General features: G+C 40.5%; 23 protein-coding genes and 1 pseudogene. 9 read left to right on the top strand and 15 right to left on the bottom strand.

Translation table 11 applies throughout. From position 1 onward, the window contains the following. The first annotated feature begins 57 nt into the window (after window positions 1–57). Window positions 58–1413, top strand: coding sequence for a phosphoglucosamine mutase (glmM, locus tag FNZ24_RS05395; protein ID WP_153913439.1), 1356 nt, complete (start codon window positions 58–60; stop codon window positions 1411–1413). 94 nt (window positions 1414–1507) lie between these two features. Here the strand turns inward: glmM and FNZ24_RS05390 are convergent, their stop codons facing one another. The 3 genes from FNZ24_RS05390 to FNZ24_RS05380 form a co-directional block, all read right to left on the bottom strand. Further along, window positions 1508–2887, bottom strand: coding sequence for an RsmB/NOP family class I SAM-dependent RNA methyltransferase (locus FNZ24_RS05390; RefSeq protein ID WP_153913438.1), 1380 nt, complete (start codon window positions 2885–2887; stop codon window positions 1508–1510). A 177-nt stretch (window positions 2888–3064) separates the two neighbouring features. Beyond that, window positions 3065–4423, bottom strand: coding sequence for a BamA/TamA family outer membrane protein (locus FNZ24_RS05385; RefSeq protein ID WP_228768390.1), 1359 nt, complete (start codon window positions 4421–4423; stop codon window positions 3065–3067). A 311-nt stretch (window positions 4424–4734) separates the two neighbouring features. Continuing rightward, a complete protein-coding gene (locus FNZ24_RS05380; RefSeq protein WP_153913437.1) occupies window positions 4735–5406 on the bottom strand; it encodes a DUF2461 domain-containing protein in 672 nt (223 codons plus the stop codon). Between the two features lie 555 nt (window positions 5407–5961). Between FNZ24_RS05380 and FNZ24_RS05375 the strand changes: the two genes are divergently transcribed. Genes FNZ24_RS05375 through FNZ24_RS05365 form a run of 3 tightly spaced genes read left to right on the top strand, consistent with a single transcriptional unit; the run spans window position 5962 to window position 8312 of the window. Continuing rightward, the gene (locus FNZ24_RS05375) at window positions 5962–6393 is read left to right on the top strand and encodes an ATP-dependent zinc protease (protein WP_153913436.1); all 432 of its coding nucleotides are present in this window, start codon (window positions 5962–5964) and stop codon (window positions 6391–6393) included. A gap of 3 nt (window positions 6394–6396) precedes the next feature. Then, entirely contained in the window at window positions 6397–7302 is a 906-nt protein-coding gene (gene rimK / locus FNZ24_RS05370) for a 30S ribosomal protein S6--L-glutamate ligase (RefSeq protein ID WP_153913435.1), read from the top strand. Further along, entirely contained in the window at window positions 7302–8312 is a 1011-nt protein-coding gene (locus FNZ24_RS05365; RefSeq protein WP_153913434.1) for a succinylglutamate desuccinylase/aspartoacylase family protein, read from the top strand. Before rimK ends, FNZ24_RS05365 begins: the two co-directional genes overlap by 1 nt. A 112-nt stretch (window positions 8313–8424) precedes the next feature. On the opposite strand, the gene FNZ24_RS05360 is transcribed toward FNZ24_RS05365, so the two are convergent. Next, entirely contained in the window at window positions 8425–10455 is a 2031-nt protein-coding gene (locus tag FNZ24_RS05360; RefSeq protein WP_153913433.1) for a methyl-accepting chemotaxis protein, read from the bottom strand. Window positions 10456–10636: 181 nt separating this feature from the next. Then, window positions 10637–10849: pseudogene (locus tag FNZ24_RS21945) on the bottom strand (hypothetical protein). Between the two features lie 122 nt (window positions 10850–10971). Between FNZ24_RS21945 and FNZ24_RS05355 the strand changes: the two are divergent. Beyond that, a complete protein-coding gene (locus tag FNZ24_RS05355; protein WP_153913432.1) occupies window positions 10972–11646 on the top strand; it encodes a fumarylacetoacetate hydrolase family protein in 675 nt (224 codons plus the stop codon). A 211-nt stretch (window positions 11647–11857) separates the two neighbouring features. Next, window positions 11858–12829: a GGDEF domain-containing protein gene (locus FNZ24_RS05350; protein WP_153913431.1), complete on the top strand. Its 972-nt coding sequence runs from the start codon at window positions 11858–11860 to the stop codon at window positions 12827–12829. Here the strand turns inward: FNZ24_RS05350 and FNZ24_RS05345 are convergent. Continuing rightward, entirely contained in the window at window positions 12826–13386 is a 561-nt protein-coding gene (locus tag FNZ24_RS05345; protein WP_153913430.1) for a CBS domain-containing protein, read from the bottom strand. The two genes, FNZ24_RS05350 and FNZ24_RS05345, sit on opposite strands and share 4 nt — an antisense overlap. Window positions 13387–13632: 246 nt before the next feature. Here FNZ24_RS05345 and FNZ24_RS05340 point away from each other — a divergent pair, with 246 nt between their 5' ends. Next, complete coding sequence (locus FNZ24_RS05340; protein ID WP_153913429.1) at window positions 13633–14307, top strand: flagellar brake protein; 675 nt, start codon at window positions 13633–13635, stop codon at window positions 14305–14307. A 21-nt stretch (window positions 14308–14328) separates the two neighbouring features. On the opposite strand, the gene FNZ24_RS05335 is transcribed toward FNZ24_RS05340, so the two are convergent. From FNZ24_RS05335 to yghU, 3 genes are all read right to left on the bottom strand, one after another. Next, a complete protein-coding gene (locus tag FNZ24_RS05335) occupies window positions 14329–14748 on the bottom strand; it encodes an MmcQ/YjbR family DNA-binding protein (RefSeq protein ID WP_153913428.1) in 420 nt (139 codons plus the stop codon). Between the two features lie 28 nt (window positions 14749–14776). After that, window positions 14777–15292: a hypothetical protein gene (locus FNZ24_RS05330; RefSeq protein ID WP_153913427.1), complete on the bottom strand. Its 516-nt coding sequence runs from the start codon at window positions 15290–15292 to the stop codon at window positions 14777–14779. 368 nt (window positions 15293–15660) lie between these two features. Then, complete coding sequence (yghU, locus tag FNZ24_RS05325) at window positions 15661–16524, bottom strand: glutathione-dependent disulfide-bond oxidoreductase (RefSeq protein ID WP_153913426.1); 864 nt, start codon at window positions 16522–16524, stop codon at window positions 15661–15663. A gap of 428 nt (window positions 16525–16952) precedes the next feature. On the opposite strand from yghU, the gene FNZ24_RS05320 reads away from it, so the two are divergent. Further along, window positions 16953–17627 carry a 2OG-Fe(II) oxygenase gene (locus FNZ24_RS05320; protein ID WP_153913425.1) on the top strand — a complete coding sequence of 225 codons (675 nt, stop codon included), beginning with the start codon at window positions 16953–16955 and terminating at the stop codon, window positions 17625–17627. Window positions 17628–17706: 79 nt separating this feature from the next. Here FNZ24_RS05320 and FNZ24_RS05315 read toward each other — a convergent pair whose 3' ends face one another. Beyond that, the gene (locus tag FNZ24_RS05315) at window positions 17707–19284 is read right to left on the bottom strand and encodes a methyl-accepting chemotaxis protein (RefSeq protein WP_153913424.1); all 1578 of its coding nucleotides are present in this window, start codon (window positions 19282–19284) and stop codon (window positions 17707–17709) included. Between the two features lie 656 nt (window positions 19285–19940). Here FNZ24_RS05315 and FNZ24_RS05310 point away from each other — a divergent pair. After that, complete coding sequence (locus tag FNZ24_RS05310; protein WP_228768389.1) at window positions 19941–20849, top strand: LysR family transcriptional regulator; 909 nt, start codon at window positions 19941–19943, stop codon at window positions 20847–20849. 44 nt (window positions 20850–20893) lie between these two features. On the opposite strand, the gene FNZ24_RS05305 is transcribed toward FNZ24_RS05310, so the two are convergent. The 5 genes from FNZ24_RS05305 to FNZ24_RS05285 are packed head-to-tail and all read right to left on the bottom strand — an operon-like array spanning window position 20894 to window position 25550. Further along, window positions 20894–22309, bottom strand: a complete 1416-nt coding sequence (locus tag FNZ24_RS05305) for a BatD family protein (protein ID WP_153913422.1) — start codon at window positions 22307–22309, stop codon at window positions 20894–20896. Beyond that, window positions 22296–23006, bottom strand: a complete 711-nt coding sequence (locus tag FNZ24_RS05300) for a hypothetical protein (RefSeq protein ID WP_153913421.1) — start codon at window positions 23004–23006, stop codon at window positions 22296–22298. Before FNZ24_RS05300 ends, FNZ24_RS05305 begins: the two co-directional genes overlap by 14 nt. Further along, complete coding sequence (locus FNZ24_RS05295) at window positions 23000–23980, bottom strand: VWA domain-containing protein (RefSeq protein ID WP_153913420.1); 981 nt, start codon at window positions 23978–23980, stop codon at window positions 23000–23002. The genes FNZ24_RS05300 and FNZ24_RS05295 overlap by 7 nt, the downstream gene beginning before the upstream one ends. Before the next feature lie 33 nt (window positions 23981–24013). Further along, window positions 24014–25009, bottom strand: a complete 996-nt coding sequence (locus tag FNZ24_RS05290; RefSeq protein WP_228768388.1) for a vWA domain-containing protein — start codon at window positions 25007–25009, stop codon at window positions 24014–24016. After that, window positions 25002–25550, bottom strand: coding sequence for a DUF4381 domain-containing protein (locus FNZ24_RS05285; RefSeq protein ID WP_228768387.1), 549 nt, complete (start codon window positions 25548–25550; stop codon window positions 25002–25004). Before FNZ24_RS05285 ends, FNZ24_RS05290 begins: the two co-directional genes overlap by 8 nt. Window positions 25551–25555 lie beyond the last annotated feature (5 nt).

The raw sequence follows: 25555 nt of genomic DNA, 5'->3' as shown, positions 1-25555 counted from the left end.
TAGCGTTTATTTATTAAAGCCAACTTTAATTAGTTGGCTTTTTTAGTTGGAGTAGTTATGTCTCGACAGTATTTTGGAACTGATGGCGTAAGAGGCTTAGTTGGAAAGTTTCCGGTAACGCCTGATTTTGCGATGAAGTTAGGTTGGGCTGCAGGGACGGTTTTAGCGTCAGCAGGCACCAAAGAAGTGATTATCGGTAAAGATACTCGCATTAGTGGTTATATGCTTGAAACGGCGATGCAAGCAGGCTTTTCTGCGGCAGGCATCAACTGTGCGCTCGTTGGGCCAATGCCAACGCCAGCGATTGCTTATTTAACATCGACTTTTAGAGCTGATGCAGGTGTGGTTATTAGTGCATCCCACAACCCTTATTATGACAATGGTATCAAGTTGTTTTCAAACTCAGGTACCAAATTAAATGATGCTCAAGAGTTAGAAATCGAGCATTTACTTGATCAAGCGATTAATCATGGTGCGATGACGTGTGTTGATTCAGATAAATTGGGCAAGGTACGTCGTATATCAGATGCAGCAGGTCGCTACATTGAGTTTTGTAAAGGCACATTTGATAAAGATAAATCATTGACTGGCCTTAAAATTGTGGTCGATTCTGCCAATGGCGCGGCTTATCACATTGCTAAGGAAGTGTATGCTGAACTTGGTGCTGAAGTTATTAGCATTAATGACAAACCAGATGGGCTTAATATCAACGAACGTTGTGGTGCAACCCACTTAGATAGTCTGCAAACCGCTGTGATGGTTCATGAAGCTGACCTCGGTATTGCGTTAGATGGTGATGCCGATAGAGTCTTGTTTGTTGATCATAATGGTCATGCAGTTGATGGCGATGAAATTCTATTTATTTTGGCTCAAGCAGCGCAAGCTAAAGGTGAATTACAAGGTGGTGTAGTAGGCACGCTGATGTCTAATTTAGGCCTTGAATTATCTCTTAAAGAAATGGACATACCTTTTGTCCGCGCTAAAGTTGGCGATCGCTATGTTGTCGAGCAATTAAAAGAGACAGGCTGGCAATTGGGCGGTGAAGGCTCAGGCCATATCTTAAGCTTGAAACACACTACGACAGGCGATGGTGTGGTTGCATCGCTTCAAGTACTTGATGCGGTGATTGAGTCAGGTAAAAGCTTAGCAGATGTTAAATCTGGCATGACTAAACTTCCTCAAGTACTGATCAACGTTCGCTTAAATGCTGATAATGCAGATGCAATAATCGCTTCTGATTCGGTTCAGGAGTCGGTTGTGGCTGCTGAAAAGTTTATGGGTGAAAGAGGTCGAGTATTACTGCGTAAGTCAGGTACAGAACCGTTAATTCGAGTGATGGTAGAGTCGACAGATGCCGATATGACTCAGTCACAGGCAGAGTCAATTGCCGAGGCTGTTAAAGCATCAAGTTAATTGTGTGATGTTAAAACCGAAAATAAAAACCTAGCATCTTATTGCTAGGTTTTTTTATGATTAGTAGTTAGGCGTTTTAGCTCAGTAAGTGATTTTAAGCTTTCACCATTCTCGCTACATACATTCCATCGCTATTGGCCTCATAAGGCCAAACTGTGATGTGCTCGCTTTGCTGCTCAGTAAAAGGGTGAGTGCTCACTACAAGTTCAAAGTCATTATTAGTTGCTAAAAATTGTTTAACGACGTCCTCATTTTCAAGAGGTGATAATGAGCAGGTGGCATAAACCAGAGTTGCACCAGATTTAACTGCTTTGGCGCTACGGGTGAGAATATCTAACTGAAGCTCAGGTCTATCATCGACACAACTTCTGTCATCAATCCAGCGCATATCAGGGTTTCTGCGCCATGTCCCGGTGCAGCTGCAAGGCGCATCGACTAATACACCATCAAAGCTATTTTTATCCACTGGCAGTTCATCACTTTTCCAGCGGGCGATCGATATATTGTCAAATCCAGCTCTTCTAGCACGCTTATTTAACTCTTCAAGGGCTTTTGAGCGAATATCTGATGAGATGATGCTACCAGCTGACTTTGAGCCTTTAGCGTCTTGTAATTGTTTTGAGCGAAGCTGTAAGGTTTTACCGCCTGCACCACTACACGTATCCCACCAATTTTCTTCTGCTTTGGGCTGACAGACATTACCGATCACTTGTGAAGCTAAATCTTGAATTTCAAGTTGTCCGTTCTTATAAAGTTTTACTTCATTTAAATTAATGCTTTTACTGCCAAGGCTTATAGCATCATCGAAGTAACCACTTACATTTGCGTCAATCTGGGCTTGTTGTAACTCTTTAATCGCTTTGTGAGTATCGTACTTTTGCACTCGCGCCCAAATCGGTGGACGTGAGCTCATCGCTTCGATCAATTTAATTTGTTGAACTTCATTTTCAATTGGGCAAACATCCCAGAACCAAGCTGGTACTAACTGCTGCTCTTTAAATTCAATAGCAGCAAATAGTTGATTCATTAGCTGGTTTCTATCGCTAACAGATAAGGCATTGGCTTCTTGTATTGTAAGATCAGCCCGAGTCATGAAATCTGTAATGATTTGATGTTGCTCAGTGCTAAAACCTGAAAAACTTTGCCAAGCGTCAGCAAATTGCTGCCAGTTATGTTGCTCTAATAGGGCGCAACAACTCAGCATCTTAAACCAGGTTTGTTCGTCATGTTGCGAACCTAACTGTTTAAGCCATCCCCACCAACGAAATAATCCAAATAAGGTTTCGCGGATCACTCGACGATCTTTCGAACCATGCTTTTTATGTTCCCTAAAGTAGTTAGCAACAATTCTATCCGCAGGCATTTTAGTGTCTAACACTTCATCAAAGAGTTTTTTAATGGTGCTCGAATAGCTCAGAGCTCTTTTTTCTGCGGGTGTTGTGGCTTGTATTTGGGAATGATTAGCTGGCTGCATTATTGACTCAAACAGTGGTTACCAAAAGGTTTTGAAAGCTGTTGGTAACACGAAATTAATTGAGCTGCAGTTTACCATGTCTTTAAATGGGGTTGAATACGTATCACCACTCAGATAAAACCTGTTAGTAAACATGATGGGCAATAGTTCTATCGAAAGTGGCTATTTAAAGTTTGATTAAAAAGGATGATCTACCATGACCCAAGCATTGGTGCTTTCATCTGATTGCGCTACATCAAGTCTTACAACTATCCCTGCGGTTAGTGCTCTTAGTGATACCCCGTAATCGTACTTCATATCAGTAAGTAATTCATCGGCTGTATATGACTCACCAACTCTACCTGCTTCCACAAAGCCGACCAATTGAAACCAATCTAAACGAAGAAACTTAAGCCAGTTAACGTCCTCAATGGGGTTGTATTTCAAGGTGTAACGATACTCTGCTGTAGCATAAATAGAGGCTTTATCGTGAAATCGCTTATTATCAAAACCTCGCATACGATAGAAACCGCCTAAGGTTGCGCCTTCACTGTACGGGGCATTGTTGGTGACTATTCTTCCACCTTCCTCGTTGTATTCAAGCTCCCAAGTGGGTGAATAACCTGTCCAAAAATTCATTGCAAGAATACGTTGCGAGGCATATTCAGACTCACCAAATGAGAAGTATTTGCTGGCTTCAAACTCAATAAAAGTCCATTGTTTTTCTGATTCGAACCAACCTGCATCATGTGAAATAGCGACATACTGTTTACTACCGTAACTGGGGTTGATTGAAAAATCCGTATTGTCGTATAAAAGCCCTAGCTCAATAGCGTGAATTGCCCCATCAAGTTCACCATCATCAAGCTCAAAACTTTCATAGCGGTTAAATTGCCTTAGCACGGCAACAGTGGCGCCTGATTCCATTGGGTTCCAAACGCTGCCTCCAGTGGGCTCAGAGGTGAGCAGTCCTCTAGTTAAGTCATAGGTCACTGTGCTTTTATCACGCGTTGCGCCGATAGGAAGTGTGTATTCAATTTTTATATCCCACCAATTTGATGCGCCATCAGCTTGCAGAAATTGCTCATTTGATGAGTCATTGCTACCTGGCAATGGTGTTCCCGCTGGGATGTATTCACCGGCTCCGCCAGCATAGGCTTTTTGTTGCGGGTAATAACCCATAAAGCCGACCAAGCTCATAAAGAATCGGTCTGTTTTAGGTAAACGATAGTTCCAAACTCCCGCACCAGCACCATAACTGACATCGCCGCCATAAACGGTACCGCCAATGGTCATTTGTTCTTGATGATAACCACTGACCATGGCACCAACACCCACATTTAACCCCATAGAGTCAGTGCTAAACACATAGGGAAGGATCAACTTCTCAACCCCAGTATTCTTTGTTTCGGCGCGATTAACTGCTGATTTCACGTTTGCAGATGCCGCCATGGCAGAAGGTATGGACAGTAACAGTGTCAAGGCTATAAGGCTGATGAAAAAGATGAACGGTTGAATCGTCATTGCTTTGGTAGTACTGAAGTCTTGTTTCATCATCTACTAGCCCTGTCATTACTTCGAACATGCAAGCTATCGAGTTCAAAGGGGAGAGTTCAAAGGAAATTGTTATGTTGAATTTTTGTTTCTATTGTATTGAATAATATAGGTTGTTATATAGGAAAGATACAGTTTAGAAATCAATTATCGCCACATAGAAGTACAGTGTGACGATGTTTGAACTGTAGGTGGAATGAATGCTGTTTATTAAAGCTAAAGTTTATTAAAACTGAAGTATATTTAAGCTTAAGTCCATTAGAGCGAAATGATTCGGTACTTCATATAGGCTTGCACTGATTCAAAACGCTACTTTAAAAATCAAGCTCTAACGCAAAGCAAAGGTAGTTCATCAATGAACTGACGTGATTAAACTCTGTTGCACAAAACTCGACAAAATCATTGCTGCACACTTGGTCAATAGTGATGGGTTTTATGGCGATAAAGTCTTTGCGCTTTAACTCATCAATCAGTGGGTGGGCTTTATCAAAGCCTCGTGGAGGTCTAATAAGACTATCCCCTGATAATTCAAATCCCGCTTTCTCTAACGCCAATAATGCTTTTTTGTAGCCGTTTGGGTTTTCATCAATGCAATGACGAATGGCATTTAAGGCTTTAGATTCAGGGTGCCAAATCCCTGCAGCAAGAAAACAACCATCATTGGCTAAGTGCAAGTATAAACCCGGTGCATGGACATCTTTACCTTGAAAATGCCTGAACTGAATGCCGACATTAAGCTTATAAGGACTTTTATCTTTGCTAAAACGACTGTCGCGTTGTGGTCGCATCATACTGCCGCCGACTTTTTTAGGGACAGCAGTTAGCCTTGGTGAAATGCTCAGTATTGGCCCTTGCATCGCCTCGATAAATCTTAACGTCGGCGTTCTGACTTTATCTTCATAATCTTGCTGATTGGCTTTAAACCATTCTCGGTCATTGTTGTTTGCAAGTTGTTCTAAAAACTCAAAGCCACTTTTGTTAAACATAATACTCTCACACGGTAAATTGATATGTTTTACTGCGCTTAATACAGTCATTTATTGAATGAATTGGCAGAGGTGTCAGTGTGCCATACTGAATAATAGTTGCAATTTTTGCTGTTGGTTGAGATGCAACTAAGTGTTGAGGTGCGTAATATAAAAGTGACAAATCACGCTGGTCATTTTATGTGCAAAGTTGTAATTTGTTAGTGAGTGTTAAAACAACGATTTTCAGTTACCTTGGCTTAAAGTAGAGTAATACGCTAAGTTTTGTAGTGGTTTTGGCTGTTTCAGTTATATTCTTTATCTCCCTTATTGACTGTCAGGTATGATTTTTTTTATAAATTAATAATATTTTTGTAGTAATTATTAACTTTAGGAGTATTATGCGCTTCCAAACCGATTGACAGCAATTTTATGTGGTCTGTTAAATCGAGTTAAGTGATTGTTTATACAATGCTTGGTATTGTATTGAGTGAATATACGGCCTAACTTGATTAAGGTTTTGGTTGTTTTTTACTGTAGAAATTAATGATTACGTTCTTTATGCAAGGGTTAAACATGACAAATAAAGCATTAGAAATTCTTGGCTGGTGTGAATGGGCGACGTTTCCTGAAATAGGCAATGAAAGGGTCAATATGAAGATTGATACCGGTGCCAAAACGTCATGTTTGCATGCTTTTAGAATTAAACCGTTTATTAAAAATGAGCAAGATTGGATCAAGGTGTGGATACACCCAGAGCAAGAGTCGGATAGAGAAGTGATACATGAGTTTGCGGTATTTGATCGCCGTCATGTGAAAGACTCTGGTGGACACATTACCAATCGTTACGTGGTTAAAACCCCGATCATTATTGGTGAACAACAATTTGATATCGAACTCACGTTAACACAACGTGACAATATGCAATTTAGAATGCTTCTGGGTCGTAGAGCGTTAGCTGGACGCTTTTTAGTTGACTCTTCGGCAACCTACTTACTTGGAGCTTAGCGCATGCGCATTGCAATTATGTCTCGCAACGAGAACTTATATTCAACTCGTCGTATTAAAGAAGCGGCGATTGCTCGTGGTCACGAAGTACAAATCGTTGATCCACTCGCCTGTTATATGAACATTAATATGATGGCGCCTAGCATTCATATGCGTGGTGAGGAATTGCCTAAATTTGATGCTGTTGTTCCACGTATTGGCGCGTCAGTCACTTTTTATGGCACCGCGGTTTTACGTCAATTTGAAATGATGGGCGTACATCCATTAAATGAGTCTGTAGCTATTTCTCGCTCGCGTGATAAGTTACGCTCTTTACAGCTGTTATCGCGTAAAAGTATAGGATTACCTATTACTGGGTTTGCAAATAAACCTGCTGATGTGCCTGATTTACTCGACATGGTTGGCGGTGCACCATGTGTGATTAAGTTGCTTGAAGGAACACAGGGCATTGGTGTTGTTCTTGCTGAAACTCGCAAAGCGGCAGAAAGTGTTATTGAAGCTTTTATGGGGCTTAAAGCCAATATCATGGTTCAAGAATACATCGAAGAAGCGGGTGGTGCGGATATTCGCTGTTTTGTTATTGGCGACAAAGTGATTGCAGCCATGAAGCGTCAAGGCGCCGAAGGTGAGTTTCGCTCAAATCTGCACCGTGGAGGTACAGCGACAGTGGTTAAATTAAGCCCTGAGGAGCGTTCAACCGCCATTCGAGCTGCTAAAACAATGGGGTTAAATGTGGCCGGTGTTGATATTTTACGCTCAAAACATGGTCCATTAGTGATGGAAGTGAATTCATCACCGGGTCTGGAAGGCATTGAGCAATCTACCGGTATTGATGTTGCTGAAAAGATTATTCAGTTTATTGAAAAAAATGCGAAGCCAAGTAGCACCAAAACTAAAGGGATTGGTTAATGGCGCCTATGCGTGAAGCGTTTACAATTGGTGAGTTTAGTATTGATGCTGGCAGTCGTGCCAGCATCAAATTGCCCGCAGCAAAATTGTATAACGACACGCCTTTAGAGCTGCATGTTGAAGTGTTTCATAGTAAAAAACCTGGGCCTGTGTTGTTAGTTTGCGCCGCAATTCACGGTGATGAACTTAACGGCATTGAAATTTGCCGACGATTAATTGATAAAATCAATATCAAAACATTAACGGGCACTTTAATGGTTGTGCCTATTGTTAATGTGTTTGGATTTATTCATCAATCTCGTTATTTACCAGATAGACGCGATTTAAATCGGTGTTTTCCTGGAAGTGCAAAAGGTGCCCTTGCAAGTCGCTTAGCTCATTTGTTTTCAAGTGAGCTATTAACAAAAGCGACTCATATTATAGATTTACACACTGGGGCTATTCATCGTGATAACTTCCCTCAGATCCGTTGTGATACTGATGACGAAGTCATGATGGCAATGGCTACCGCATTTGGCGCACCGGTGATTATGGACTCTAAGTCAGTAAAAGGTTCGATGCGTGGATATGCTAATGAAAAAGGCATTGCTTGTATTTTATATGAAGCAGGTGAGGCGCTTAGGTTTAGTGATTTATCGATCAAGTCAGGTTTAACGGGCGTGTTAAACGTGATGCGGTATTTAGGCATGTTAGCCAGTAAGCTAAAACCAACAGCCTCGATTAATGCAAGCCGCAGTTATTGGCTGCGAAGTGAAGCGGACGGCTTAGTTAATGTTAAACGTAAAATAGGTGCCCGAGTCAGCAAAGGATGTTTACTGGCTAACGTTGTTAACCCATTAGGCGGCGAAGTGACAGAATTACGCTCGCCAACTGACGGCATCATTATTGGGCTAACCAATATTCCTGTGGCAAATGAAGGCGAAGCGCTGTTTCATATTGCCCAGTTTGTTGGTGATGATATTGAAATTGCTAACGAGCATTTAGATGAGTTTATCTCAACTTATGCTTAATTATGGCTTTCACATATGGCATTTAAATAGTTAAGCGTTAACAAACACAAAAATAAACAAAAAGTCACAGGCTGAACAGGTAAGTTGTTCGATAGTCTGTGACTTTTTATTGCTATAGCTTAAACCTTTCAACAGAGGTACTTAATGAGTGAGCTAGCTGATTTAGCTCTTCACTTCGTTTAGCCATCGCGCTGGATTCAGCAGCATTTTGCTGTGCTGTTTCAGTGGTTTCAGCCATGGTAGCCTCAATTTTTTCACTATAATTAAGCTGTTCATTTGATGCTTGGCTGATGTGCTGACTCATACTGCTGATCGTTGTTAGTGCTTGCTCGATTTGCTCAATTGCATCATTTAAACTTTGGCTTTGTGAGACACAATCTTTTGCCTGTTGTTGTCCCTGGGAAATGGCGCCGACTGCATTTTGTGTTTCGTGTTGCAGGGCGTTAATCATGGTTTGAATTTCTGATGTAGATGATTGAGTGCGTGAAGCTAGGGATCGCACTTCATCGGCAACCACTGCAAAGCCTCGTCCATGCTCGCCAGCTCTGGCTGCTTCAATCGCAGCATTTAACGCCAGAAGGTTAGTTTGTTCAGCAATAGCGCTAATAGTCACGAGGATCCCGCCAATATTATCACTGTGATTACTTAGCGAAGACATAATACCCACAGAATCGTAAAGACTTGTCGATAAGGTTTCGATACGCTCGCGATTGGTGTTAGCAATAACTTTAACTTGACCACTTTGCTCTGAAGCGCGTTTAATTTGCTCTTCAGCATCATAAACTTGGTTGTTTACTGTGCCTGAGCTGTGATGAATGTGTTCAGCTAGTTGTTTAGCTTGCTCAATTTGCTGAATTTGATTGTCTGCGGATTGGGCAATGTGTTGACCTTGGTTTTGTGACTGAGTGGCGGCTTTATCAAGTAGAATCGCATCTTTACGAATGTTTTTAAGTAATAGTGCTAAATCATCAGAAAGCTTATTGATGTTATCCATTAGCAAGCCAAACTCATCTTCATTTCGTTTAGTTAGCCGTCTGGAAAGATCGCCACTGGCTATGCGAGATAGCGCCCGATTGACCGCGGTGAGTGGTCCAAGCATGGCTTTTGAAGTGAAAAAGTAAATTAGACAAGCCATCACGATAAAAATAACCGCCATTGAAACAGCTAAGGTTTGCGCTGTAACCACCTCATCGCCGGCTAATTGCATTAATTCGGTAAAACGTTCATTCGCCATTGTCACTATTTGCTCAAGTGCTTGATTACTGGTTTCAAAGGATTTGTTGGAAGCGAGGTAATTGGTTTGAGCTAGCAGTTGCTGATTAATGACAGCCTCTTGAGCGCTATACAGTGTGGCAGGCTCGGCGAGTAAGGTATTTATTTTTGCTAGATGACTGTCTAAATCTTCAAGTAGTGCCTCGGCAGGTAAAGTCGCTGCTTGCTGTTTAATATAAACAGCATAGGTGCTGATGTTACTTAATATTATCGCGACATCCTGCTGGTGGTTTTTAAGCTCGGTTAGTGATGTTAGTCTTGGCAACTCAAGCATAGTGTTACCTAGCGTATAGAGTGCATCGTCAATTCTAATTCCTGTTCCTGTTACTTCTTCTAATAACTGTAAGTCTTCACTAGGAACTTGCAACATTTCCAAATCGATAGTGTTATTGCTGGCATTGTTTCTTGCTGTAATAAACTCACTCTCTAATGCGTTGAATGCAGCCCTTGTAGTTTCAATTGCAAGTTTAGCGTTAAATAAAGAGTTAGATTGCTGAGAGTATTGCTGATAAGCATTGTTAGCTGTGTCTAAACTGGCTTTCATTTGGGGGCGATGACTCACCTTATCTGTGAGTTGAAGGTTGAGCTGCTGATATGTTTGTTCCAACGCTTTAAATTGCTGGTAGCTTGTTTGGATTTCATTTGTCGCTGATAAAGAAAAAGCTAAACTTCCGGTTTTGGCGAGCTGTAATAGCGTGACTTGTAATTCATTTGAGTAATTTTGAACAGGTACAGCAACAGTAGCAATATTGGTATTTGCAGTTTGTATATGCGCAAGCGAGCGGTAAAAGAAACTACTGCCAATAACTAAAAGTATACCGATGGAACCAAAACCCAGAGCTATTTTTTGTTTTATAGTGAGCTGAACCATATTTCCCCACATAAGGCTGATTATATTATTAATTATTTTTTGTTCTATTTTAAGCTGTTAAATTGCAAGTGAGCATTGGTATTGATTCAAGCTCGGGGAATCAATAAGCTAAGCTAAACCAAAGAGGCATCAAAGTTATTGATAATTATTAGTAAAGTGTAGTCGGTTTCATTCAAAAGACTTAGTTCTGAAAGTGATTAGGGCCTGTTGATCTTTCTAGGTTGTTTTTGCAGCGAATTGTTGGCCATTTATACAAGGCTGAGACTTTGTGGTGTAGTTATTCTACATAAAAAGTCGATAACGCAGTAAAAATGGCCAACAAACGCTGCCCAAAGGGTTCGACTAAAAGCGTTTTACTCTTTGTTGGATGAATTTTGCTTAGATGACTAGGCATCAACTCATCCGCCTCGATTACAACGCTTTTATTCCGAACAAAACTTAACCAGCAAAGAACAACAGCCCCTAATTATTCGACATATATTTGATTAAAAAAATAAGCTTAGTTAAGGATTTATTGTGGCATTAAAAACCATTAACCAGCGTGGACACCTAGCGCAAATCATTCCTTCAAAAATTGTCTGTATCGGCAGGAATTACGTTGATCACATTCATGAGCTTGGAAATGAATTACCAGATGATATGGTGGTGTTTATTAAGCCGAACTCTGCTATTTCAGAGAGCTTGAGCTCATTTCATCAAGAGCCCATCCATTTTGAAACTGAGCTGTGTTTTAAAGTTGAAAATAACCAATTTTCGGCTGTCGGTATTGGACTGGATTTAACCAAACGAGGACTTCAGTCAAAGCTTAAAGCAAAACAGTTACCTTGGGAGCGAGCAAAAGCTTTTAATGGTTCAGCGGTGTTTAGTGAGTTTATTGAATTGCCATCTGACAGCTCAAGTGACAAATTTTGTTTTCAATTGACGATTGATGGTGTTTTAGCACAATTAGGGCATAGTGATTTGATGATGTATTCGGTAGCAGACATACAAAGCGCCATTGCCGAATTTTTAACATTAGAAGATGGTGACATTGTGATGACTGGAACGCCCAAAGGAGTAGGAGAGGTCTCTAAAGGGGCAAGTTTTGAAGTCAAGTTATGGACTGGAATAGAATATGATTCTTTTGAGCAATTATTATCAAATACTAAAACCGCTGAACCGTTATGGACTCAATCATGGCTTGCTGAATAATTATCGTTTATAGCTATAGTTATAACTATAGCATTAACCTTTACTACTTAAAGATAAAAGCTTAAAAAAAACCACAAGATCAGCCTATAAGGGCAGAATCTTCAATAAGGTCTATACTTGATGAGGTTTAAGAATTTAAACATCTTGCTAAAGGGAAAGTTAGTCATTGAATTGACTAATTAATTAGCTTATAAAAAGTGGCTGATTAAATATGACATTTCCTAACGATCGGATTGAAAAGTACTATAACCTTTATCAAGAACTGTTGAATTTTTCAGGCGTTTCTTGGTGGATTATCGACTTACAACAAGACTGTAATATTTATTATTGCAATGAAAGCATGCAAGAGATGTTTTCATTAGACCCAAACCTTCAACAGCACTCAGTAAGCAAAACCTGTCCAATAGCCGGTGACTACAACAAAAATATCGCTCTTAAAGATTCTGAAAAAGCACAGCAAATCCTCGATGAGTATCAAAAGCTAAAATCCGGTGCAATTGACGAATATCATAATCGATTCCCTTATTACGATGCTAAGCAAAATGAAGTTTTGTATTTTACTAGCAAGGCCAGAGCCGTTGTCAGAGACGCTAACGGTCAGGCCGTTTTATTATTTGGTTTAATAGAGCATGAGCGTACTAGCTCAAAGTTATTTAAACTCTCTAAACTTGATAGTTTAACGGGGTTAAATAATCGCAGAGAGTTCGACTCGCAACTGGAATTTATTATCAATCTTGCGCGCCGAGAACAGCAACTCATTTCCTTGATAATGTGCGACATTGATGGCTTTAAAGCCTATAACGATATGTTAGGTCATTATGAAGGCGATCAATGTCTTATCAACATTTCCCAAGCGATTGCGAATGTTTGTGTCCGCTCTACTGATGTGGTTTGTCGATATGGAGGGGAAGAGTTTGCCATAATTTGCTATGGCAATCATGAGGATGTCGCTCAATTAGCTGAGGATATCAGGTTTAGCATTGAAAGACTTGAGATTAAGCACCCTAAAGACAGTAAAGCAGTCAGCTTAAGCTTAGGCTACATTTCTTGTGTTCCTAAAAGAGAGACTACAGCTAGAGAGTTAATTGAGAAAGCTGACTCTGCGCTTTACCAGGCAAAGCAAACAGGTAAAAACCGATGCATAGCATTTAATTCTAGCATCGGTAACGCTGTAACAAATTAGTGCGCTTGATTGAATATCTGGCTGAAAGAAGGGCGCTGGTGTATTTCTATCGGCATATTCAGTTTTCTTGCTAAATCACTGGCTGCAATTAGCCCTCTAATATGATGCAGTTCGTGATCAATGACTAACATATGATGTAAATTATTCTCTTGTAAAAGCCTGACTACGTCGCTGACTTTTGCAGTAGAAATTTGTCGATAATCAAATGCCTGAATCTCTTCTCTTGGCACCATTACTTCTGTCACTAATAATTCGTCAATGGTGAGTGATAATCTTTTAGCTGTAAGCATGAGATTATGATCAGAAAGTTCTCTTTGGGTAATCACACCTAAAAACTTGTTGTGTTTATCGACAACCAAGCGCATGTAAGCATGAGTTTGCTCCATAATTATTGCAGTGCCAATTGCTGTAGTCGATGCATCCACTACAATCGGCCTAGCAACATCAAAATCAGTAAAAACATCAAGTGCTGAAGACTCTAAATTGGTTACTTCTGTGCGAGTTGACCAAAGTAAGTGATCGACAGATGCTGTGCTAAATAATTCTAAATTTCTCATGTTGTGCTCCGTTACGCTATGTAAACGGCTGAGGTTACTGAAAGTAGCGACCGCTATTATTCAGAATTGGTGCAACGTCCTTTTATGTTAAACATCAAAAACCTTAACCTTGTGTATTCACAATAGACCTCTCGATACGATTGAGGCAAGCAGATGAATAACATTTAATAAAGGTTAAGCTGTTGTTGTGATTGTTAAATTATATGCTAATCTTTCACTGGTCAGCCGTTGTAATAGGGAAGTTAAATGCCAACTAAACAAGTAAATACAAAAGAAGGCCTGTCTAAAGAATTCAGGTTTTTACTAGCCGGGACAATGGTTAATATCGATATTATTACACCCGCAGGGCAAAAAGGCCGCTTTGGTACTACTTTCATAGGCTATCTTCCAGAGCAATTTATATTAGTACAATTCCCCGAAAACAATAAGTTAGGTCACTTTGGTCAATACCTTATTCAAGGTAATGAAATCGTTGTAAGAGGGCTAGTAGAAGGCCACGAAGCATCTGTTATTGCATTTTCAACAACAATCAAACAAACCCTCAGTACTCCTTCAAGAATGATGGCACTTAATTTTCCTGAAAAAATGATTATTCATAATTTACGTTCAACTAAACGTGTATTAACAGAGTTATCAGCAACCGTTAAAGCAAAAGAAACGCCTTGGAAAGCTCAAATAACGGATGTATCCCTGAGCGGTTGTCATGTTGAAGCGAGTGAAGGAGGTCAAGACGAGCTTATTGAAGGTGAGACCATAAATATCTCCGTAAATGGTGAAGGTGATGTGCATATATCATTAGAAGCAAGAATTTGTAATGTAAAACCATTTGAAAATGGGGTTGAATTAGGCTGTCAGTTTATTAGTAAGCAGGATAAGCTGGTTGAAAAATTAGTTCATATGGCTCTTTTAGCTGAAAAGTAATTAGTTAAGTAAGAATCTAGATTACAGGTGAAGCAATATCGATGTTTGTTCTTTTTTTGCCATCTTACTGACTACCAACATAAATGAATTATCAATAATTCTTTCTAACTCGCCTGTGGGCACTAGATTAATTGGTGCAGAGTTATTTGCAGCAGAACTTTCGATTATTCTCTGATTGGTAAGATTATTTGGATAGTAAACAGAAATCCAATGTTTTTTATCCATATGGTAGCCTGTGGTTATTGAGTTAAAAATATCCCGCAAAGCACACGATTCATCAGGATCGCACTTTAGGTTAATCATCAAAGCGTCGTTACGCCAGCCAACTAAAGCAAACATTTTCGATTTTACCTTGAATACATGAGTTCCCTCGCCAAAAGGAAAGCTTTCTGTAGTGAATGGCTTCGAGAGTAAATAAGTTCTAACGTGATCAAACTCCATAATATATTCCAAAATTTAGCTGATTAGATTATTTCCTAAGCGATATATCACCGCTTATAACATTAAGGTACTCGCCGTTTATCGTAACCAGTTTTGCTTCAATATGCATCGACATCGGGAAATTGGTATCTGGCTGCTTTATTAACACTTGTGCGTAAGTACGGAAATGATTTGAGAGCATATAAAACTGATTATCCACTTCACAATCTAAGTAGAAGTTTTTTTCACTTAAGTTTATATTTTCTAGGAGGTTATTTGAGCTAAACATATGTTCTTCGGTAGTGATGATATTGCAAAAATCATCACTATTTATACTGGTGAATTTAAATGTAAGTGCAGGTTTTCCTGCAAGTTCAGTGCTATAACCACCTAAATATTGTTCAAGACTAATCGTAGTTGCATAGATGCTACCTGAGTAAGTAGAGCATAATATAATCAGTAACTTAACATAAGAGTGCCTACGAGAGGTTGTAATTAATGACGTCTTTTTATTGAATGAAAGTAACTCACTAAAGCCTAAATTTAAGTTTGATAATTGCTTCATAAGATACTCCTTCTCTAGCTAAATCAGTACCGTACACTCGCTTTAAACCATGTTAGGTGATATTCACAATGCGGTTTTACATAAGTTAAATCAATCTCAAATTAATCAACCGGAACTAAATCAATAAATAAGGTGATTATTAGTTGATAATTATTATGGGTTTTAAGTGCGGTTTAACTTGAAGAGTAAAATGGGATAGCAGGAAAATGAGTAAAAGAAGAGCAACTTAGGGATATGGAGTTATGGGTAGCGACAGACGTGACTGTTCCGTGCCCGTTAAATGGTGAACCTGTTTGTGCATTGGAAAGAAGCTTGAACAATAAAGAGGTAACGAGTAAATGTACTTGTTACCTCTGAAATACTAGAGATTATGTTTTGGGCTTTAAATTAAGTACCTTGTCGATATCTTCGGCACTATTGCGGTTAGGGACTTGCTCCCACTCCTCTCCCCAAGAGCGATTGACTATTCTTCCTCGTTCAACTGCAGGGCGTTTCTCTACCTCTTTTGCCCAGCGAAGTAAGTTAGGATAACTTTCAACATCTAAAAATTCGGCAGCATCATATAAATTCCCTAGTACTAAATTTCCGTACCAAGGCCAAGTTGCAATATCGGCGATACTGTACTCGTCGCCTGCAAGGTATTGGTTATTAGCCAGTTGCTTATCCAATACATCGAGTTGTCGTTTGGCTTCCATAGAGAATCTATCTATTGGGTATTTAAACTTTTCAGGCGCGTAAGCATAGAAGTGACCGAAACCGCCACCAAGGTAAGGTGCAGAGCCTTGAAGCCAAAATAACCAGTTAAGTACTTGAGTGCGAGATGCTAGATCTGTCGGTAAAAAATGCCCGAATTTCTCAGCGAGATAAACCAATATTGCTCCTGACTCGAATACATTGATTGGCGTTTCATGCGAAGTATCGAGTAATGCGGGAATTTTAGAATTTGGATTTACAGCGACAAAGCCAGATGAAAACTGGTCACTATCACCAATGCTGATCAAGTGTGCATCATATTCAGCTGCTTCAACACCTGCTACTAATAGCTCTTCAAGTAAAATAGTGACTTTTTGCCCGTTAGGTGTGCCCATGGAGTAAAGCTGAAGTGCGTGCTTTCCTACAGGTAAAGTTTTTTCATACCTTGCACCTGAATCAGGGCGGTTAATACTTGCAAACTTGCCACCGTTTTCTTCTTCCATAGTCCACTTATTAGGTGGCGTATATACATTTGTCATTTTTCAACCTCATTGATAGGAAACTAGCAAAGAATAGAGAGTTGATACTCATCTGTTAGCTTTACTGACTGGTTTTAAAAACCTTATGTATTAGATATTAGGGCAAATCTGAATTTAAAAAGTGTAGAAGCACAAATAGGTTAGTAGGTTTGGTTATTACAGTTTCGAATTTATTATAAAGTCACAATAAAAACGCTATAAAAACCTGTTTCTCAATATAAAAATATTAGTTGATGTATACTCGAATGACTTAGCTGAATCGATAATACCGACTTTGATTAAGGATACTCAAACTCTTAAGTTGTTAGCATTTTTAACTTAAGCGTTTGTACTCTGATATGCCAATAGTGGCGGCTTTGCTTGGTGAACATTACTCTTTTTTGTTGTTTCTAATTAAGAGGATATAAGTTTTACCGAAGGTATTAAAATTGGTTGCAGTTAATCATTTAGCGTCAGATGGCTCTAATAGCTCATATGACGAAACGCTTTTTTCACTGATAGCTCAAGATCTTGAACAAAAAGGTTACAGCGTTCGTCTAGGTGCACTGCCTGAACTGCTAGCCCAATCACTACTTACCCATCAACTCTCTATTGAGGCTGAAGCATTCAAAAATGCGGGTATCGGGCGCGGTGAAAAATACCTGCAGAATGAATTTGTGAGAACAGATGAGATTTGTTGGATTACAGAAGGCGCAACACCGGCTAATCAATGGCTTGATTGGACTGCCAGGTTACAAGACTATTTGAATCGACGGTTATTCTTAGGGTTGTTTTCTTTCGAAAGCCATTTCGCTCATTATGGGCCTGGTGATTATTACAAATGCCATTGTGACGCCTTTAAAGGTGAAGCTAATCGGGTGCTTTCTGTTGTCGCTTATTTTAATTCAGGCTGGACCAGTGCTGATGGCGGTGAGTTAGTGCTCTATATGAATGAACAGGATAAACAAGGTCTCAAAGTTGTGCCACTACTAGGGACTTTGGTTATTTTTTTAAGTGAAGAATTTCCCCATGAAGTATTACCCGCTAAGCGAGATAGGCGCTCGATAGTAGGTTGGTTTAGGGTTAATACTTCTGTCGCTAACAAAGTTGATCCACCGGTGTGATTAGACTTAGTTAAGAAATACACCTTTAACAAGGTTATTGCGGTGATATTTGGCTTTATGTACTTATCCTGAACTCAGCTTACTTAGTGCGCTCGATAGTCTGCTTCCAAAACTGTTTCGACAGATGACTGGTTTTATTAGAAAGTCGGTTCATTTGCTCGCACTTCACTTGAGTGTCTTCTGTTTGAGCGAGGCTTTGATTTGAAAGCTCATCAATTTGTAATATTGAGCGACTGATTTCTTCTGCTACAGTGGTTTGCTGGCTCATTGCTGCAGCATTTAACTCCGCCATTTCTTGAATTCGATTAATTGATGCCAGTAGCTGCTCAAATGCCCCGTCAGCTTCTTCTGCTAACGACACTGAAATATCAGCTTGTCGTTGTCCTGCTTCCATTGCTTCAGTCGCTCTTTTAGTACTTTGCTGGAAGTTTGACACGATATTTTCTATTTCAGCGGTGGATTCACTGGTTCTTTTTGACAGTTGTCTAACTTCATCAGCAACTACAGCAAATCCTCTACCACTTTCACCGGCTCTTGCGGCCTCAATAGCTGCGTTTAAGGCCAGTAAGTTTGTTTGCTCTGCAATACCTTTGATTTCTCCCAGTACACTGGCAATGGACTTACTATCGCGTTCAATCGTGTTTACTACTGTTGAAAAGTGAACCACTTCTTTTCGTACCTCGCCAATTGAGCTCACCACTTTCACCATACTGTTATGGCCTAAATTAGCTGCGGTCTGACTTGTGGTGATTTCTTGGGCGGTTTGTCGAGTGTTCTCGTTAACTTCGGCAAAGCTGGTGGTCATCTCTTCCATTGCTGTTGCAGCTTGGCTAGTTTGCTGTGTTTGTTCCTGAACTCTTTCACGGGTGTTAGCAATCGTTTCATTTAGCTGCTGGCTTTCTTCACTAATGGATGTGGCAGAATCAGCCATGCGGCCAACTACGCCACCCATTTCAGTTACGAGGTAATTTAATGCCAAATCAATTTTGCCGATTTCATTTTGACTTGATGAAAAAATGCCGCAAGCAATAGGATCATCAATGATATTAGTGGCTTTAGTTTCAAGTTCCTTAAGTGGTCTTGTTAGAAAGTAAATACCAAAACCTGCCAATAACGGAATAAAAAATGCTGCAACTATGGTTGGCATTAATAACGAAGAAATAACGCCAATTAACGAGATAAACACTGCCCATAGGCAGAGTGCGCCCGTAAAGCTAAACAGTGGTGGCGTTATCTCAGCAGGGTCTTTACCTTCATTAAGTTGCTGGTAGATACTTTCAGCTGACTTGATATGTGCCTGACATGGTTTACGTCTGACTGATTGAAGTTCATGTAAACGGCCATTTTCAAAAACTGGCGAAATATACGCATTCACCCAGTAATATTTACCCGTTTTGGTTTTATTTTTAACGATGCCACACCATGGTTTGCCATCTTTTACACGATCCCAAAGTGCTTTAAATGCAGCTTTAGGCATATCAGGGTGGCGAACAATATTGTGTGGTTGTCCATGAAGCTCTTCAGTACTGTATTCTGAAATATCCGCAAACGCTTTATTTGCGTATTTTATATTGCCATTAAGATCTGTGGTCGACAAAAGAATGCAATCGTCAGTTAGCGCTTGTTCAATATTGTTGTTAGCCTTGATTTGACTCATAAAAAATAAAACCACATTAAAAATAATGAGGCATAGTGCCTTAGCTAATAAGACTTATTATTGATACAGGTCAAATATTTGTTAACGCATTATTTTTGTTGGTAAAAGTGCGACATATGCTGATTTGTTACAGGACTCATATATCAGAGTGCATATGGCAGAGAACATACGACTGGACAGTTGTAAAAGAGAAAATGAAATTGGTTCCTTATAACAGAGCGTTTATAACAGAGCGTTTATAAAAGAGGACTTATATCAAGCACTGTGTATAGACGTATATCGATGTTGAAACTGAACAAGTTTGTGGGTAACTGATGCGTTAAGGATTTTTCAGTATTGTTAGATTGGTAACCTATTAATCATAGTCTTAAGTGTGATAAACAATGATTAGACTGCAACAAAGCAGTCCTTTATCCTTTCATTCAACCTGAACGACGAGATTCTTCACTTTTCATTCTCAACTATCAACTCTCAACTCTCAAGCTGTATTCTTTTATTTGATAATAACTGTTCTCTTAGAACATGACCTCGATAGCTTTATTGTTACTCCGGCTTGTTTGTTAGACCTGTAGGTGTAATTATTTAGTATGTGATATTACCTGGGTGCATGTCTTATGATGACGATTGAACAGCAGCTTTCTCGGTTGGACTTAAACTTGTTGGTCTCGTTAAGTGTGTTAATCAAGGAAAAGAACGTAACGCGTGCTGCTAATACCTTGTATTTGTCTCAGCCTGCGATGAGCCGCACGTTAAGTCGCTTACGAACACTTTTTGATGATCCACTGTTCTATCGAGAGTCTAATGGCTTAGTCCCCACACAAAAGACACTAGAACTGCAAGCTCCTTTGGAAGAGTTGTTATTGGCTATGCGAAGCCTAGTGGCAAAATCAGCGTTTGATCCGGCTGAATGTGTTCAAACGTTTGTCGTTTCGATACCACCACTAATGAGTCGAATGCTGACGGTTCCCCTTGCTGAGCGGTTCATGCAAGATGCTCCGAACGCGAGCCTTATCGAATATCCCATTGCGAATACGCCCACAAGTCAGCTGTTATCACGAGATGTGGATTTTACCATTCACATCGAACCTCCAAGCAATCCAATAGAATTCCCTTACGTGAGTCTTGGTCAGATCTATCCGGTATTTTATGTCTCGGCGAATCATCCTTTAGCAAAAGCTCAAGATATAACGCTTGAGCAGTGCCTAGAATCTCGCTTTGTCGATCTCACGCTCGATATTCGTTCCAATTATGGTCTGCAACACCCAGTAGATTCCTATTTAGCTAAGAACGGAATGCAAAGAGACATTGCTTTTAAAAGTGGGCAGCTCCTTACGTTAGTGGAAGTGATGCAGAGTTCGAGTACCATTTTAGTTGCGACTCACAAGCTAATTGAATTAGAAGGGGTTGGCGACAAGATAGTGCCGATATTTTCTCTTGATAAGGTTCCTGAGCTAATGGTCGAACTGTTTTTGATTGAACATAAGCGAACGATTACTAGCCCAGCTCACCAATGGTTCAAGAACTTAGTGGTGTCCGTGATTGAAGACGTTGTTTGTGAAAGTTGAGCACAACGTCTTTGCTAACACCGCAGCTTAGTTAAGTTTACCGCTTAGTTCAGGTTCCAACTAAACTTAAACGGCGTTCTTCGGCTTTTGAGTGAGTCATTGATGGCTTTTAATAGTACTTTTGCCTCTGAAACTGATAGCGGTACTAATGCAGAACCTTCAGCATCTTTTGCGTAGCCAAGCTTCAATAACTTCTTCCAAATGTCGTTTGATTCAGAATCTAAAGGCAGTTGAAATGCGCCTTTCGTAAAGGTTTTGCGCCCGGTAATCTCATAGATATCCTGTACTGCTTTGCTGTACTGCTTTTCTTCAACATGTCGACAAAATTGAATACTTAACTTTTTGGTCTTCAGTTGCTGGCGGGCGACAAAATAACGTTTTAAGTCAGTAAAATGGTTTTTAATTAAGTGAGTGACTGCAGTAAGAAATACTCCAGCAATGACCAGAAAATACCAATATTGGTTCAGCCAATTCGATAAGGTTTGACTAGCTGAGTTAGTACTTAACGAATCTAATAACTTTGCGTCACCGACTTGAAGCGTTTGCTGCTCTACAGCCAAAGATTCCAATTGATTTGTCTTGGTGTTCCACCATGTCATGGTCTGTTTGGGTAAAACTACTTTCCCTTGCTGTTGCAGAATTAACGTTACCTGCTGTTTGAGTGTCGCGGTATTACTTTTATTCAAGCGATTAAACACGTTTTCTTTGACTGCTGGCTTGCGATACAACTCAACGCCAGAAATATCTGGGATGCTTATCTCTGGCAGTAGCATCATGTGTGAATTTGCCACGCTCAATGTATACGTGGCAGTGACAGCATGGCCAACTTCGAATTCGTCGGTTAATGGACGATCGGTTGATATTGAAAGTTCAGCATTTGGGCTAACAATCAAGGCGTCTGTATCAATGTTGCTCACAGGCATTTTGGATGTAAAGTTAATGGGTTGCGATTGAATCACACCTTTTACAACAGCTTCATCTATCTCTTCAACAACACCTTCATCCATATCTTCAAAAGCTTCAACAGCGTTTTTAATGGCAAATTCTACACTAACGGGAATGTTCAATTCAGGGACGGTAAACTCGCCAGCTTGCATTGGGTACAAATAGTAGCGTGCTTTTTGTGTAAACCACTTAATGCCTTCAATTGTGCGTGCTGAACGAGCGACTTTCTGCTCATCTTTCTTTACGGCCGTGTTGGGTATATCTAAGTAAGGTAATGCCAACTCTTCTTGAAAGGGGCGGGTACTCAATACTTCAACGTCGAGTGCGACTTGTTGTTTCACAGCGACATCTTGAGTTTTAATTTCAACGTTTAGCTTCAATTCACCGTCACTGACAAGCTGGTCTAGGTTAATAGCACTTGCAGGCATTGAAATTAAAACCATCATCGCGGATAAGACAGCAAACCAACATTTCATAAGGGAGAATGCTTGGACGGTCGATTTAGTTTTGTTCATTGCTGTATTCCTGCTGAAATTTTTGTCTTAAAAACTTAGATGGATTCTGTCTGACCTGTTTTAACCAAACTTGGTCAGAGATCATTAGCTCCTTTTGACTCCCTTCTTTTGGTTCGTTGTCGACCAATTTTCTATCATCAATGACTTTTTCTGAATCTTGTTTTGCTGGTGGTGTGTTCTTAATCTTCTCTATCGCAGCTTTTACAACAGCTAGGTTGTTTGTCGCTTGTTCTGAATACGATTCGTTGCTTAACAGTTCGTTGTAAAGCGGCGTGGCTTTATCAAATTGAGCCGTATGAGCGTAGCTGTTCGCGACAATTAACTTAGCTAAATCAGTCATCGCTGCGGGTTTGTCACCTTGCTCACTTTTTTGTGGGCTTAATTGGTCAATAGCGCCAAGGAAATCACCAGACAAATAACGACTATAGGCTTTCCATGTTGGCTCATCGAATAAAGCGGCACTTTGAATGTAGTTGTCTTGCTTGAACTCGACATAAGCGTGTTGATCCTTGGATAGCCAAAAATCATAAAATGAGTGCTTATCGGTGATACCCAAAATCAGATTTCCAGCAATAAGTGCAAGCAATAAGTGCATTGGCTTAAGTTTGGAGAACCAAGCTAAACGACTGGATGTGTTTGTAGTCGAAGTCGTTGAATTAGCTAACTTTTGATTCACTACTTGTTTATTATTTACCACTGTAGCGTCCACCCTTTTCTAAACCACATCAATTGGATAGGCAGCAACAATAACAACAACCAATAGCCCGCGTCTAACCAAGGTAGGGCGTTATCGCTGACCGCAAACAGGTTATTTTTAATGCCCTGATAAACCGCCTCTGTATCGCTATTATCATGAGTAAATGTAATCATTTTTCCATGACCCGCTTGCGCCAGTTGTGAAAGTGAAGCGAGTTGATTTTCTGTTAAACCTGTTGTGCCATTTCCGCCACTTTGTGGGTTTTCACCCATCGCCCAAACGATCACTTGGTGTTGTTGCTGTTCAAACGCGTTAGTGAATTTTTCTATCGCTTGTTCATTGGTCTTGTCAGTCAGTATCAAAACCGTTGATGGTGCTTTTGCTTGTGAGATTAGCTCGAGCGTTGGCTTTAACACCGAAGCCGGTTTGCTCTCGTTATCTGGCAACAAGCTTCCATCCAATACATCGAGGAAGTATCGCGTTAACTCTTTGTCTTTGGTGACAGGCATAGCGACATGCGCACTGCCGCCGTATATGACTAAACCAGTTTTTGCGTCGCCGCGGAGTTCAACAAGCTGATTGATCTTCTGTTTAGCGCGCTCTAATCGTGACGGCTGAATATCGGTTTTATTCATTGAATCAGAGACATCCAAGGCGATCACCAGTTCGGAATTGTCTTCAAAAAATGGTGAAGGTTGTTGCTGCCACGTTGGACCCGCCATAATGAGCGTGGCTAGAACCGCAAACACCAAAAACAATCGATTAGGAGAAACCATACGTGCTCGATTTTGGTTGAGAGACAGATGTTCTACCATGTTTTTAGACATGACAGGCTGCCACTGCGCGACTAAATCATCTTGTTGAACAAGTGCGCGATAAAACATCACAAAAGGAACCAGCGCTAACAACCACAATGGGCGAATGAAATGAAACTGGGTGATATCGCCACCAAACAATGTATTGAAATCAGTCATTGGTTAGCTCCTCTCTGCGGCGAATAACGCGCTTTATTTCTTTTGATGACGTCTTTGACGACGCAGGTTTACACCAAATACGATTAAGGCGGCGAGTAGGTTGCTCACCAGACATACTCCAAATGCATAGTAGTGCAAGCTGTGTTTCGGACGATGAGATAAAAGCTCAAACTCTTGTTGTTCAAGTTGGTCTATCGTTACGTAAGCTTGTTCAAGTTGCTTTCGGTCCATGGCATGAAACATTTGCCCGCCAGTTGCGGCTGAAACCTTCTCTAATGTGGGTAGGTCCATCTTGTAGCGACCTTTGGTGCTCGGGTCACCAATTGCAATGGTGTAAATCTTAACGCCATATTTGGCGGCTATTTCAGCAGCTTTGACCGGAGGCATTTTCGAGCTGGTGTCATCACCATCGGTTAGCAGAATCATCACTCGTTGACGACTTTGTTCTTGTTCAAATACGGCGATTGATAGGCCAATAGCATCGCCAAAAGCGGTTTGAAATCCGGCGTAGCCAAGTTCAACATCTTCGAGTAACGATTGCCACACCTCAATATCTTCAGTAAATGGCGCTTGAACATAAGCGGAGTCGGCAAACAAGATTAACCCTAAGCGGTCATGTTCTCTCTGTGCTGCAAACTCTCGTAATACCTGTTTTGCAATGGTTAAACGGTCGTGTTTATTGCCTTCTTTATCGGCAAAGTCCTCTTCTGACATTGAACCTGATAGATCAAGTGCGACCATGATTTCTCGAGCGGATTTCTTTTGTTCGATGGGTTCGCCCACCCACATCGGTTTTGCAATTGCGGCCACTAAAGCAAGGTAGCTGATGATCACCAATAGCCATTGCACTTTACGACGACTCATTTTGACAGCGGTTTCAGAGGGGTCTTTTGAAGAGACATCAATAAGTCGCTCAAAAAAGGGCACTTGAATCGCGCTTTTTGACTCTTTGTAAACAGGTAACAACCAATACACAGCAAAAGGTAAGCAGAGCAGTACAAACGCTATCGGGTATTCAAATTCAATCATGTGACACCTCGTGATGCTGTATCCAAAGTGCAACGTTCTCCATGATGGTCTTTGTTTTTTCTTCCGTTAATGTTGCTGCTGAGGAGTAGGCGAGCTTCGCCAGTACGCCTGAGAGTTCAGATGTAGAGAACTTGGATGAAAATTGTCGCTTGGTACAATGATTATCTAACCAGTTTTCCCAGTCTTTGCCGTTTAAAGGGACAACTTCAGCACGAGGGAATGCATATAACGCCGTTCTACGAAGCAGTTGTGGTAGCTTTTGAAGTGAAGTATTGTCCCCAGATTGAGCCTCCAAAGAGAGCTGCTCGAGCTCTACCAGGGCTGCACGTCGGTATGTATTTGCTAGGTACTTTTGAATCACTAAATAGACACGATATAAGGTGAAGCAAAACAGCAAGAATAGGAGCCAGTACCAGCCTGGTGCATTCGGTAGCCATGAGATGCTTTCTGGTAAAGAAGGCTCAGACAAAGAGGCCATTAATGGATTCACATTCTCTGGCTGTATAGGCTCAAGCCCAGTGTTAATTGTCATAGTCTGCATTCTCA

It is taken from the genome of Shewanella sp. TC10, from assembly GCF_009663145.1.
GTDB lineage: Bacteria > Pseudomonadota > Gammaproteobacteria > Enterobacterales > Shewanellaceae > Shewanella.
This window is presented reverse-complemented; position numbering and strand designations above follow the sequence as displayed.

Coding starts and splice junctions, on each gene's coding strand:
- glmM (WP_153913439.1), top strand. CDS start 58: ATGTCTCGACAGTATTTTGGAACTGATGGCGTAAGAGGCTTAGTTGGA.
- FNZ24_RS05390 (WP_153913438.1), bottom strand. CDS start 2,887: ATGCAGCCAGCTAATCATTCCCAAATACAAGCCACAACACCCGCAGAA.
- FNZ24_RS05385 (WP_228768390.1), bottom strand. CDS start 4,423: ATGATGAAACAAGACTTCAGTACTACCAAAGCAATGACGATTCAACCG.
- FNZ24_RS05380 (WP_153913437.1), bottom strand. CDS start 5,406: ATGTTTAACAAAAGTGGCTTTGAGTTTTTAGAACAACTTGCAAACAAC.
- FNZ24_RS05375 (WP_153913436.1), top strand. CDS start 5,962: ATGACAAATAAAGCATTAGAAATTCTTGGCTGGTGTGAATGGGCGACG.
- rimK (WP_153913435.1), top strand. CDS start 6,397: ATGCGCATTGCAATTATGTCTCGCAACGAGAACTTATATTCAACTCGT.
- FNZ24_RS05365 (WP_153913434.1), top strand. CDS start 7,302: ATGGCGCCTATGCGTGAAGCGTTTACAATTGGTGAGTTTAGTATTGAT.
- FNZ24_RS05360 (WP_153913433.1), bottom strand. CDS start 10,455: ATGGTTCAGCTCACTATAAAACAAAAAATAGCTCTGGGTTTTGGTTCC.
- FNZ24_RS05350 (WP_153913431.1), top strand. CDS start 11,858: ATGACATTTCCTAACGATCGGATTGAAAAGTACTATAACCTTTATCAA.
- FNZ24_RS05345 (WP_153913430.1), bottom strand. CDS start 13,386: ATGAGAAATTTAGAATTATTTAGCACAGCATCTGTCGATCACTTACTT.
- FNZ24_RS05340 (WP_153913429.1), top strand. CDS start 13,633: ATGCCAACTAAACAAGTAAATACAAAAGAAGGCCTGTCTAAAGAATTC.
- FNZ24_RS05335 (WP_153913428.1), bottom strand. CDS start 14,748: ATGGAGTTTGATCACGTTAGAACTTATTTACTCTCGAAGCCATTCACT.
- FNZ24_RS05330 (WP_153913427.1), bottom strand. CDS start 15,292: ATGAAGCAATTATCAAACTTAAATTTAGGCTTTAGTGAGTTACTTTCA.
- yghU (WP_153913426.1), bottom strand. CDS start 16,524: ATGACAAATGTATATACGCCACCTAATAAGTGGACTATGGAAGAAGAA.
- FNZ24_RS05315 (WP_153913424.1), bottom strand. CDS start 19,284: ATGAGTCAAATCAAGGCTAACAACAATATTGAACAAGCGCTAACTGAC.
- FNZ24_RS05305 (WP_153913422.1), bottom strand. CDS start 22,309: ATGAACAAAACTAAATCGACCGTCCAAGCATTCTCCCTTATGAAATGT.
- FNZ24_RS05295 (WP_153913420.1), bottom strand. CDS start 23,980: ATGACTGATTTCAATACATTGTTTGGTGGCGATATCACCCAGTTTCAT.
- FNZ24_RS05290 (WP_228768388.1), bottom strand. CDS start 25,009: ATGATTGAATTTGAATACCCGATAGCGTTTGTACTGCTCTGCTTACCT.
- FNZ24_RS05285 (WP_228768387.1), bottom strand. CDS start 25,550: ATGCAGACTATGACAATTAACACTGGGCTTGAGCCTATACAGCCAGAG.